A 13,229-nucleotide genomic window follows, 5' to 3' on the forward strand; every position below is an offset into this window, starting at 1 on the left:
CAGCGGCCTCAAACCACATGGATACCGTTTTGTACCCACAGGTGATGGCTTGGATCCTCCTGGGCCGTGTACTGGTTATAGTCGATGCCGTCGGCAGTTTGGTTCCCGACCAGCGTCCAGTTGTCCGTCATGTGAACCGAGTCTTTGTCGTCCCCCTTGATGATCAGTGTGTCGGTAGCGGTTTCGGTGATGGCCACCACATCCGCCAGGTTCAGGGTGAGCGCCACCGAACTGGTGTCGTTGAGGTCGAGGATTTCGATGTCGTGTACGCGCCCGGCCAGGTTGCCCAGGTCGATGCTGGCATCACCGCCGCCCCAAAGCAGGGTGTCGGTTCCTGCGCCACCGTCGACGCTGGCGAAGTTCTGGTCGACCACCACCAGCGTGTCGTCACCCGCACCACCCTGCAAGGTGATGTGGCCACCCTGGCTGCCATCGAGCTGGTCGTTACCGTCGGTGCCGGCGATCACATCGGAGGCCGCTGCCTGGCTGGCGAGTGCCTCTGATTCGTCGCCGGTATCGGCCAGCAGCGATGTGGTCGTGGTGAGGCCGGCAGCATCGTCCACGTTGATGGTCAGGGTTGCGGTGTCGGTGGTGCCGTTCGGGTGGCTTAGCTCGTAGGTGAAGGTGTCTTGCTGGCCGACCACCGCCGAGGTGAGCCCCGCGTTGAGGGTGTAGGTGTAGCTGCCGTCGGCATGCACCAGCAACGTGCCGTAGGTGCCGGCCACGCTCACCCCGTTGTAGCCTGGGATGGTGTAGGTATTGGCCGCTGTCAGCACGCTCAGCACGGTCAAGGCCGAACCAATGTTGTCGTCAGTCAGCAGGTTGCCGGTGGCTGCTGTCGCGCCACTGACCACGAACTCGGTCAGGTACGTTGTGGTGGTGTTCAGGCTGGTGGTGATGGAGCTGAGCAAGCCAATGCCGCCGGCGGTGACACGGACTTGGTAGGTACCGGCGCCCTGGTTCTCGAAGGTATACCCGGCGCCACCCCCCAGCACGCTGATCAGCGAACCACCCGGTACCGACTGCACCAGAACGTACTGGCCGGTGGCCGGGTTGAGCTTGAGCAGCTCGATGGTGGTGCCGTTGAGCAGGCTCAACAGGTTGGCGGAGTTGACCACCACCTGCAGGTCGGCCGTGGTGTCGGCGGCAACCGTGGTGGTGTAGGTGGCCTGACGGGTACCGATCAGTGGCAGGTTCAGCGAGCCCAGCGTACTGCTGCTGGTGTCCACGCGGTTGTCCAGGGTGACCTGGCTGCTACCAACGTCGTTGACTGCGTCGACCACCGTGGCCGGTGCACCGTAGTTGCTGTCGCTCCAGATTTCCGTGGCTTGCGGGCTGTCGATGCGCACGTACAGGTTGGCGGTATCGGACAGGCCGTTCGGGTGCACCAACTGGTAGCTGAACACATCTACCTTGCCCACACTGTTCGGGCTGCCGTTGGGCGTGTAGGTGTAGCTGCCGTCCGCACTGATCACCAGGGTGCCGTACTGGCCCTGAACCGTCGTGGCGGTCCCGGCCGAGACGTAGCTGCCGTCTTTCAGCACTTGCAACACGGCGGCGCTGTCCGGGCCACGGGCATCCACCGCGCCATCGGTGCCCACGTCGGTAATGACGTTGCCGGAGGTGGCAATGCCGGTGCCGGTGAATTGGGTCAGGCTGGTGGAGACGATGTCCAGCGTGGTGCTCACTTCGGTGATCAGGCCGATGCCGCCACTGCCCACGGTCAGTCGGTAATCACCGGCTTGCAGCACGCCGATGTCCACCTGCAAGCCGATTGGCAGCACGATCAGGTCGAGCAGGCCTTGGGTGTTGCCGGTGGCGATGGTCACCCAGGCGCCGCTGGCGTCTTTCACCTGCAGGGTGAAGCTGGTGTTGTTGAGCAGTGCCAGCACGCTGTTGGTGGTCAGTGTGAGGGTAGGGTCGGCCGTGGTGCCTGCTGCCACCGTCCAGGTGTAGGTCTTGGAGAACCCCGACAGCAGCGTGGTGAAGCTGTCGGTGTAGGTCTCCGTGGCGCTGACCGCTGCCAGGTTGACCGTGGCCGTGGCCAGGTTGTCGCTGGCGATGACCGGTGCGTTGGCATCGACATCCGGTGCCGTGACGTTGACGTTACCCGACACGTTGCCGCGCGGGTCGCTGAGGGTCACAGACAGGATCTGGCCGTTGTCCTGAGGCGGGCTCAGGGTCACGGTGAAGGTGCCGTCCGCCTGCACCGTTGCGGTTTGCAGCACGGTACCGCCGGCGCTGCGTACGGTTACGGTGGCACCCACTTCGCCCGTACCGGTGAGGGTACTGCCGTCGGCACTGAACAGCAGGTTGCCGGCAGCCGCAGGCGGGGTCAGGTCCGGTGCGGTCAGCGCAGTGCCTGTGGACACGTTACCGGCGCTGTCGGTGAGGGTGACGCTGAGCGCCTGGTTGTCGATCTGCGCCGCAGTCAGGCTGACCACGAACAGGCCGTTGCTACCCACCGTTGCGGTGCCCAGTACGGTACCGGCGCTGTTGCGCACGGTGACCGTGCTGCCGATCTGGCCAGAACCACTGACCGAGGTGCCGTTGGCGTTGATGGTGGCCAGCGGGGCGGCTGGCGGGGTGATGTCCGGCGCAGTCAGGCTGGTGCTGGCGGACAAGTTGCCGGCAGCATCGGCCTGGCGTACCACCAGCAGTTGCCCGTCGTTCTGTGGCGAGGTCAAGGTAATGCTGAAGGTGCCGTTGGCTTGCACCACACCCGTACCGACCTGGCCGTTCGGGCCTTGGACGGTAATGGTAGCGCCCGCTTCACCGCTACCGGTAAGCACGGTGCCCGCGCCATCGATGGCGACGTTGGTGGGGGCTGCAGGTGCCTGCAGGTCTGCGGCGGTGTAGCTCGTGCTGCCGGACACATTGCCTGCAGCGTCAGCCTGGCTCACGCCCAGGACCTGGCCGTTGAGCTGCGCGGCGTTCAGGTTGACGGTGAACACGCCACCGCCATTCACCACCGCCGTGCCGAGCACATTGTCGCTGGCATCACGCACTGTCACCGTTGCACCGGCTTCACCCGTGCCGCTCAGCACCAGGCCATTGACAGAGAGGCTGGTCACCACCGGGTTGGCCGGTGGCGTGATGTCAGCCGCTTGCAGGAAGGTCGGCTGCGATTCGCCGCCGACCAGTGCCACCGCTGTCACCGAAATGTGCTCGCCGTTGAGCTGGGCTGCGTCCAGTGTCAGAGTGAAGGTGCCGCTCAGGTTTGTGCTGCCTGTACCGATCAGGTTGCCTGCGGCATCGTACACGCGAATGTCCACACCGCTTGGTGCACTGCCTGTCAGGGTCAGGCCGTCGCTGCCCAAGGTCACGTCGGTTGGCGGCACGGGTGGTGCTATCAACGGTGTGAGGTAGGTCGCGACCGCAGACGTATTGATGCCGTCGGACTGCGTCACTTCCAGGGTGGCGAGCGAGCCCACCGCTGGCACCAGTGTTATCTGGAAGTTGCCAGCGCCATCCACCACGCCGGTACCGATCACGTCTCCGTCGAAGCTGACGGTGACCGTGGCATTGGCTTCGCCCTTGCCGGTCAGCACGTTGAAGGTGTTGTTGATCGCCAGGTTGGTCACTAGGTCGGGTGGCGAGGTGTCGTTGGTCTGGTAAGGGACAGCCACCGAAGCGTTGCCAGCATCATCGGTGGACACCACTGTCAGCAACTGGCCGTTGTTCTGTGCCGGGCTGATCGGCACAGTGAACTGGCCGTTCGCATCCACTTCCACCGTGCCCACGATGTTGTTGTTCGGGCCGCGTACCGTGATGGTGCTGCCGGCTTCGGCCGTCCCCGTCATCGACGTACCGGCTGCGTTGAGCAGCAGGTCGGTCGGCTGCACCGGTGGCGTCAGGTCTGGCGCAGTCACCGCCAGCGGTACCGACGGGTTGCCAGTGGCGTCCTGGGCGATGATGGTCAGCGTTTCGCCGTTTATTTGTGGGAGGTTCAGGTCAAGGACGAAGGTGCCGTCCGGTTCCACCGTTACCTGGCCCAGCAGGTCGCCGTTGTTGTTGACCACAGTGACGCGGGTGCCGGCTTCGGCAGAACCGGTCACCTGGGTACCGCTGTCGTTGATGGTGGCGACCACGGTGGCCGGTGGTGTGGCGTCCACGGCCGTGACCGAACTGATTGGCGAGATGTTGCCGGTTGCATCGGTCAGGGTAACCTGCAGCACCTGGCCATCGAGCTGTGCTGCATCCAGCTCGACGATGAACGTCCCGTTGGCGCCTACTGTGCCGGTACCGACCTGCGTGGTACCGACGTACACGCGCACGGTGGCGCCCACTTCGCCGACACCGCCCAGCTCGTCACCTGCCGCATTGAGCCGCAGCTCGGTTGCTGCCGCTGGCGGCGTGAGGTCCGGCGCTTGCACGTTCACCGGCAGGCTGACGTTGCCGGGTGGATCGGCCTGCAGTACCGACAGTGTCTGGTTGTTGATTTGTGCGGGTGACAGTTCGACGCTGAAGCTGCCATCAGCCAGTACGATACCCGTGCCCAGTACGGTACCGGCCGCGTTACTGACGATTACCGTGGCGCCGGCCTCGCCCAGGCCGCTGACCACGCTGCCGTCGGCGTTGATCACCACTTGGGTGAGTGGGTCGGGCGGGGTGAAGTCCGGGGTTTGCAGGGTTGCCACTGCCGACACGTTGCCGGCCGCATCGGCCTGGGTGAAGCTGAGTAGCTCGGCGTTGCCCAGCGCCGGGTTCAGCGTGATGGTGAAGTGGCCACTGGCATCGACCGTGGCGCTGCCGATTTCCTCGCCTGCCGGGTTGGTCACGGTCACCAGCGCGCCCACTTCGCCGCGGCCGGTGAGGGTGACACCATCACCGGAAACGGCCAGTTCGCCGGGTGCCGATGGCGGTGTGGTATCGGGTGCGGTGATAGCGCTTGCGGCAGACTGGTTGCCAGCCGCATCGGCCAGCACCACTTGCACCTGTTGGCCGTTGGCCTGCGGCGATGCGAGGTTGACCTGGAAGGTACCGTCGGCGCGCACCGTTGCACTGCCCAGCACCGAACCATCGGCGGCGAGCACACGCACGGCGGCACCCGCTTCGCCGGTACCGTTCAGCAGGCTGCCACCCCCGGCGAAGGCCAGGTTGCCGGCAGCATCCGGCGCGACGCGGTCAGGGGCTGTCAGGCTGACGCTGTTGGACTCGTTGCCGGCCACATCGGACTGGCTGGCGCTGAGCTGTTCGCCGTTGATTTGAGCGACGCTCAGGTCGACGTTGAAGTCGCCATTGGCATCGACCACGGCAGTGCCCAGTTCGATACCGCCTTCGCCAAGCACGGTAACGGTGGCACCTGCTTCACCGCGGCCACTGAGTACCAGGCCGTCGTTGGACAACACCAGGTTGGTCAGTGGTTGCGGTGCCGTGGTGTCCGGTGCCTGTAGGGTAGCGGGCAGCGATACGGTGCCATCGGGGCCCGTTGCGCTGACCTGCAACACTTCGCCATTGGCCTGTGCACTGCCGAGATTGACAGTGAACGTGCCGTCGTTGGTGACCGGGCTGCTGCCCAGCAATACGCCGTTGGGGCCGTACACCTTGATTGTGCTGCCCGCCTCGGCGGTGCCGCTCACCGACAGGCCGTCGGCGGCCAGTATCAGGTTGTCCGGCGTGGCCGGTGCCAGCGCGCCCGGCGCCGTCACGTTTTGCGCAGGGGAGACATTCTGTGCGGCATCGGCCTGGACCACGCTCAGGCTTTCACCCGTGATCGCTGCCGGTGACAGGGACACGCTGAAGTGACCGTCGGCGGCCACTGTAGCGTTGCCCAGCACGGTACCGTCCGGTGCTCGTACGGTCACGATTGCGCCTGCTTCGCCATCGCCTGTCAGGGTGGCGCCATTGGCGGAGACAGCCAGGTTGGTCACGGCGGCCGGCGGCGTGGTGTCGACTGCGGTGTAAGGTGCGGCCGGCGACACGTTGCCGGCTGCGTCGGTGGCGGTCACCTGCAGCGTCTGGCCATTGGTCTGGGCACTGTTCAAGGTGACCTGGAAGGTGCCGTTGCTGCCGGCTACCGCTGTGCCCAGCACGTTGCCGCTGGCATCGCGCACGGTCACGGTGCTGCCGGCTTCGGCGTTACCGGTCAGTTGCAGCCCGGTACCGGACAGCACGAGTGCTGTCGGTGCCGCAGGCGGGGTGAAGTCCGGCGCGGTGACCGCCACGGCGGTGGAGGTGTTGTTGCCCGCGTCGGTCTGCGTAACGCTCAGGAGCTGGGCGTTGAGCTGGGCGCTGTTCAGGGTGAGGGTAAAGCTGCCATTGGCCGCCACCAGGCCGGTGCCGATGATGGTCCCGTCCGGGCCGTGAACGGTGACCGTGGCACCGGCTTCGCCCAGGCCGGTCAGGGTCAGGCCGTTGTTGTTCAGCACCACGTTGGTCAGCGGTGCGGGTGGGGTCAGGTCCGGGGTTGTCACATTGATTGCCGGCGAGGTGTTGCTGGCGGCATCCACTTGCGTCACGCCGATGACCTGGCCGTTGGTTTGCGGTGTGTCGAACGTCACCGTGAAGCGACCGTCGGCGCCCACCGTGGCGGAGCCGAGCAAGGCACCGGCGGCGTTGCGTACCTGTACCGTGGCGCCCGCTTCACCGCTGCCGGAAAGCTGCCGGCCGTCCTGGCTCAACACCGGATTACTGATGGCCGCTGGCGGCGTGTGGTCTGGCGTGGCCAGGCTGGCCGGGCCGGACACATTGCCTGCGGCATCACTGAGGGTGACCTGTAGCGGGCTACCGGTCACCTGCGCGCTGGGCAGGGTGATCTGGAACTGGCCGCTCTGGTTGACGGTGCCGGTGGCCAGGATGGCGCCGCTGGCGTCGCGCACGGTGACGCTGGCACCGGCTTCGCCCTGGCCGCTGAGCACGGTGGCTGCGCTGTTGAGGCTGAGGTTGCTGGCCGCCAGCGGTGCCTGCAGGTCAGGCGCTTGCAGGGTGGCCGCGAGCGAAACATTACCTGCAGCATCAGCCTGGGTGACGATCAGGTTTTGCCCATTGGCCACGGCCGGCGAGAAGCTGACGCTGAACAGGCCATTGCTGTCGACGGTTGCAGTCCCCAGCAAGGTGCCCTGTACGTCTGTCACGCGCACGGTTGCGCCCGCCTCGCCTTGGCCGGTCAGCGTACTGCCGGTGGCATTGAGGTTCACCTGTGTCGGCGCGTCCGGTGCCGTGGTGTCATTGGCCACGATAATGGCTGGCACCGAAGGCTGGCCGTCGACGGTAGCCTTGGCACTGACCTGCAAGACCTGGGCGTTGAGCTGGGCGTTCTGGAAGAACACACGGAAGGTGCCGTCGCTGCCGACCGTGGCGCTGCCCAGCGTGGTGCCACCGGAGGTTACGGTAATCAGCGAGCCGACCGTACCCTGGCCGGTCAGCAGGAAACCATCGGCGCTGATGGCAAGGGCCGAAGGCGTGGCCACTTCGGTACCGGTCGGGCCAGCCACTGGTATTTCAGGCGATTCGTTGCCGGCAGGGTCGATCACCACCACATCGACGGTTTCGCCTGATGCCAGCGGTGGGTCGACCGGTATCACGAAGGTGCCGTCCGGCCCTGCGGTTACCGTGCCGCGCACGGTGTCATCCGGGTTGCGGACTTCCACTGTGCTGCCAGGCTCGGCTGTGCCGCCGACCGAGCTGCCGTCCGGGCTTACGGTAAGCCCGGTCGCCGGTTCTGGGATGGTCGTGTCCGGAGCGGTGACAGAGACCGGCGCCGAGTCGTTGCCGGTTGCGTCGGTCACTACCACGGTTACGGTCTGGCCGTTGTTCTGCGGTGTATCCAGCGGCACGCTGAAACTGCCATCCGGGTTGACCGCAACGGTGATCACATTGCCGGCCCCATCGCTCACGGTCACCGAACTGGCGCCAGGTGCGTTACCGGTCACAGCCGTGCCATCGCTGCTGACTGCAACGTCGGTGGGCAGTGCCGGTGGCGTGATGTCAGGCGCAAGGATCTGGCTGGGCTGCGAAATGTTGCCGGCCGCATCGGTCAGCGTCACATCCAGGGCCTGGCCGTCCAACTGGGCGGGCGATAGTGGGACCGTGAAGTTGCCGCCTGCGGGCACGACGACGGTGCCTACCAACGTGCCGTCGGCAAGCTTCACTTCCACCGTGGAGCCAGCTTCACCGGTACCCTGGATGGCACTGCCGCCCGGGGTGATCGTGAGGCCGGCAGGCGCAGCTGGCGCGGTGCTGTCGTCAGCGGTGAACGTGGCCGACGGCGAGGCATTGCCGCCGCCATCGATCAGCACCACCGACAGCACTTCACCGTTGGTCTGGGCCGGGGAGAGTGCCACTTCGAACGTCCCGTCTGCATTCACCGGGCTGGTGCCTAGCAGGTTGCCCGCAGTATCGCGTACCTCTACGGTGCTGCCTGCCTCGCCCTGCCCGCTGAGCAGTGTGCCGGCAGGATCAAGGCCCAGCCCTTGCGCCGGCAGCGGTGCCTCGAAGTCAGGTGCGATCACAGTGCCAGCGGGCGAGCCGTTGCCGCTATTGTCCGCCTGAGTGACAGACAGCGTCTGGCCATTGAGCTGTGGCGGGTCGATGGCCACCTGGAAGGTGCCATCGGGCTGGACCGTTGCGGTGCCCAGTACTGTGCCGCCAGTGCCGGTCACGGTCACCTGCGCACCCGGCTCACCGCTGCCGCTCAGGCTGCTGCCGTCGCCGGCCAGGACCAGCCCGGTGGGGCTATCGGGTGCCTGGGTATCCGGTGCCGACAAATCGACCGCCGCTGACAGGTTGCCGGCAGCGTCGCGTTGCTCCACGGTCAGTGCCTGGCCGTTGGTTTGCGGCTCGTCGAGGGTAATTTCGAAAGCGCCACCCGCGCCGACCACGGTGCTGCCCAGCACGCTGCCATCCGGCCCGCGCACGGTTACGGTGGCGCCCGGTTCGCCGTTGCCGGTGATCGTGGTACCGGTGCCGTCGATGGCCGGGTTGGTGACCACTTGCGGCGGGGTAGAGTCGGGGGCAGTGAAGTCCACGGGCCCTGCGCTGTTGCCCAGGTTGTCGGTCGCTTCGACGGTCAGGCTTTCGCCATTGCGCTGTGGCGCGTTGAGGGTGACGTCGAAACGGCCGTCGCCGCCCACGGTGGCAGTGCCCAGCACAGTGCCGTCGGCGTCACGCACGGTGACGATGGAGCCGCTTTGACCCTGGCCGGTAAGGTGGATGCCAGCGGTATCGATGGCCAGCCCGTAGGGTTGCAGCGGGCCGTCGGTATCTGGCGCCACGATGGTGGCGGTCGAGGTGTTGCCAGCGGGGTCGCGCAGGACCACGTCCAGTTCCTGGCCGTCGGTCTGCGCTGGGTTCAGGACCACGCTGATCACACCGTCGGCACCGACCTGGGCGTTGCCCAGCACAGTCCCGTCGGCGCTGATGACCTGCACGGTGGTGCCCGGTTCGCCGCGACCAGTGAGCAGGCTGCCATCGGCACTCAGTTGCAGTTCGCTGGCTTCATTGGGCGGGGTGATATCGGGGGCGGTGATCTGGGTAGGCAGCGAACTGTTGCCAGCGCCGTCAACCGCCACGACATCCAGGGTCTCGCCGTTGGCCTGGGCCGGGGTCAGGCCGACGGTGAAGCTGCCATCCGGACCGGCCTGGGCGCTGCCCAGGACATTGCCCTGTGCGTCACGCACTTGCACCTGCGTATCTGCCGGTGCGGTACCGGAAACGCTGGAGCCGTCACCGGCCACCACCACGCCGCTCGGGCTTTCGGGCAGCGGTGTATCGGCAACGGTCACGCTGACCCCTGCCGAGGTATTGCCAGCGGCATCGGTCTGTACCAGCACGAGGTTCTCACCTGCGGCCAGCGGTGCCTCCAGGTCAATCACGAAGGTGCCATTTGGCGCCACGGTGCCAGTACCGATGACTGCACCCTGGGCATCACGCACTTCCACTGTGGCACCGGGCTCGCCACGGCCAGACACGGCCAGGCTGCCATCGCTTGCCACCACGTCGGCGACGATCGCTGGCGCGGTGATGTCCGGGGCCACGTAGCTCAGCGGCACCGAAGTGTTACCTGCCGCATCGGTCACGGTGATGGACAGGGTTTCGCCATTGGCCTGTGGCGGGTCGAGGGTCAGGCTGAAACTGCCATCCGGCTCGGCAATGGCGCTGCCGATCAGGTTGCCCGAGGCATCTTTGACCTCTACTCGTGCGCCCCCTTCTGCAGTACCGGCCAGGCTGTCGCCATTGCTCAGCACCAGGTCGGTTGGTTGCAGCGGTGCTACCTGGTCGGGCGCCGTCAGCGGGCTAGGTGTAGAGACGTTGCCGGCGGCGTCGGTCAGGGTCACTTGCAGGGACGAGCCATCCACCACCGGGGTTGGCAGTTGCACATTGAAGCTGCCATCGGGCTGAACGGTGCCGCTCACCAGCACTTGCCCCTGATCGTTGCGCACCTCCACGGTGGCACCCGCTTCGCCTCGCCCGGAGACTGTGCGGCCATCGTTACTGATGGCCAGCTCGGTAGCGGGTTCCGGCGGTGTGGTGTCACCCCCATTGTCCACGATCGGTGCGGTGACGCTGCCGGCCGTGGAGGTGTTGCCTGCGACATCGGTGGCCGTCACCTGCAACTGCTCGCCTGCCACTTGTGGCGGGGTGAGGCCGATGCTGAAGGCGCCGCTGGCCCCCACCACGACACTGCCCAGTACAGTGGTGCCGTCGGCGGCCAGCACGCGGACGGTGCTGCCTGCTTCGGCGCGGCCGCTGACAACGGTACCGTCGCCACTGATTGCCAGATCGCTTGGCGCCGCAGGCGCGGTGATGTCTGGTGCGGCGACCTGCACCGGCAACGACGAGGTGCCGTTGTTGTCGATCGCCACAACGTCCAGCAACTCGCCATTGGCCTGGGCCGGTGTAAGCACCACGGTGAAGGTGCCCTCGGCACCCACCACGATGCTACCGACCAGCGTGCCGTTGGCATCATGCACTTCCACGCGGCTACCAGCAGGAGCAGAACCGCTGATGCTGCTGCCATCGGCGGCGACGACCAGTTCGCTCGGGCTGGTCGGGGTGACCACCAGTGGCACGTCGTAGGTCAGCGCTTCAGAGGCGTTGCCGCTCTGGTCGGTCTGTACCAGGCTCAGGCGTTCACCCGGCAGTGCAGCCGGATCGAGGTCTATCAGGAAAGTACCGTTCGCGGTCACTGTGCCGGTGCCGATCAGCGTGCCATTGGCATCGCGCACCTCGACGGTAGCACCGGCTTCGCCGCGACCGCCCAAGGTCAGGCCGTCGGCGCCGACGACAATGTTGCTGACTACGGCAGGCACGGTGATGTCCGGAGCCTCGAACTGCAGGGGTGAAGAGACATTGCCGGCGGCATCGATCAGACGGATGTCGAGGATTTCGCCATTGGCCTGGGCCGGCGACAGGGTGATGCTGAAACTGCCGGTTTCAGTGACCAGGCCAGTGCCGAGCAAGTTGCCCAAGGCATCGCGTACCTGCACGGTCGCGCCTGGCTCGCCGTTGCCGCTCAGGGTCACGCCGTCGGCCAAGGCTACACCGGTCGGTTGAGCCGGGGCCTGCAAGTCCGGGGTAACCACCGACGCCGGGGCAGAAGCATTGCCGCTGGCATCGGTCAGCACCACTTGCAGGTTACTGCCATCTTTCACCGGTGGGTCGAGGGTGATCTGGAAGGTGCCGTCCGGGTTGACCGAGCCGTTGGCCAGTACATTGCCCTGGGCATCGCGCACCTGCACGCTGGCCCCGGCTTCTCCGCGGCCATTGAGCTGGGCGCCGGCCAGGCCGACTACCAGGTTGGTTGCGGCATCCGGCGGTGTGGTGTCGCCACCGTCGATGTCCGGCGCGGTGATGTCGCCGGCCGTGGAGATGTTGCCAGCGGCGTCGGTGGCGGTGACTTGCAGTACCTCGCCGTTTACCTGTGGCGGGTCGAGGGTGATGCTGAAACTGCCAGTGGCGTCGACCACCACACTACCCAGCACGGTGGTGCCATCGGCGGCCACCACACGCACGGTGCTGCCCACTTCGGCGCGGCCGGTGACCTCGCTGCCGTTGGCACTGATCGCCAGCTCGCCTGGGGTGACCGGTGGGGTGATATCCGGTGCGGTGACCTGCGCGGGTAGCGAAGTAGCACCGCTGCCGTCGATAGCCACCACGTCCAGCAGTTCGCCATTGGCCTGGGCCGGGTTGAGGATGACGGTGAAGGTGCCATCGGCACCTACCACCACACTGCCGACCAGTGTGCCGTTGGCATCGTGTACTTCCACACGGCTGCCCGTCGGGGCTGTACCGGTGATGCTGGCGCCGTTCGCAGCCACCACCAGGTCGCTGGGGCTGGCGGGCGCGGTGGTTACCGGAACTTCATATTGCAGGACCTCGGAGGCGTTGCCGCTCGCATCGGTTTGCACCAGGCTCAACTCAGCACCCGGTTGGGCAGCCGGGCCCAGGTCGACCACGAAGGTGCCGTTGGCGCCGACGGTGCCGGTACCGATGACAATGCCGTTGGCATCACGTACCTGTACGGTAGCACCCGCTTCGCCACGGCCACTGAGCACTAGGCCATCGGCGCCGACCACGATGTTGCTGACAGTAGCTGGCGGCGTGATGTCCGGTGCAGTGAACGCTAGCGGCGTCGAACTGTTGCCGGCGGTGTCCACCACGCGAATGTCCAGGGCCTCACCATTGGCCTGGGCGGGGAACAGCGTGACGCTGAAGGTGCCGTCTTCGTTGACCAGCCCAGTGCCGATCAGGCTGCCGGTGGCATTACGCACTTGTACGGTGGCACCGGGCTCGCCACGGCCGGTGAAGGTCACACCATCGACCAAGGCCAGCTCGGTTGGCTGCGCTGGGGCCAGCAGGTCTGGCGCGGCGACCGAACCGGGTTGCGAGACATTGCCGGCAGCGTCGGTCAGGGTTACTTGCAGGGTACTGCCATCGGTGATGGCCGGGTTCAAGGTGATGGCGAAGGTGCCATCCGGATTGACCGTGCCCGTGGCAATTACGGTGCCTGCGTCATCGCGCACCTGAACGCTGGTACCGGCTTCGCCTCGACCGCTGAGCTGGCTGCCGGCAGGGTTGATCACCAGATTGGTCGGTGCTTCAGGCGGGGTGGTGTCGCCGCCATCGATGTCCGGGGCGGTGACCGAGCTGGTTGGCGATGTGTTGCCAGCGGCATCGGTCGCGGTGGCCTGTAGCACTTCGCCGTCAACTTGTGGCGGGTCGAGGGTGATGCTGAAGCTGCCGGTAGCGCCAACTACCACGCTACCCAGCACAGTGGTGCCGTCGGC

Annotated in this window: 1 protein-coding gene; it reads right to left on the minus strand. The window is 66.3% G+C overall.

Annotated elements, in window-relative coordinates; all coding sequences use genetic code 11:
• Nucleotides 1-8: 8 nt before the first annotated feature.
• A partial coding sequence (locus tag QYE47_RS19825; protein WP_301159113.1) for a BapA/Bap/LapF family large adhesin occupies nt 9-13,229 on the minus strand: 13,221 nt, incomplete at its 5' end.

This window comes from Pseudomonas sp. 2,4-D, assembly GCF_030418155.1.
In the GTDB taxonomy this organism is placed as follows: Bacteria; Pseudomonadota; Gammaproteobacteria; order Pseudomonadales; family Pseudomonadaceae; genus Aquipseudomonas; species Aquipseudomonas alloputida.